We start from the raw sequence: 216 nt of genomic DNA on the forward strand, positions 1-216 counted from the left end.
ATATGAGGATGGAGACACCGTACGCTCCGTTTGCCCGTACCGAACGCGGGAAACCCACGCGGGACCTGCAACGCGGCAGCGTGCAGCGACTTTGCGACACCGATGCATGAAATAGCGAGAGGCTGAAGTGCCGGAGCGATCGAAGGATCGCGACGCGCTTGCGGCATGATCTTGCACGTCTGGGCTCCAGGGGTAATTCCCGGATAGGGGGAACAA

Origin of the sequence: Shinella sp. G-2 (genome assembly GCF_050172695.1) — a bacterium.
Taxonomy (GTDB): Bacteria; Pseudomonadota; Alphaproteobacteria; order Rhizobiales; family Rhizobiaceae; genus Shinella.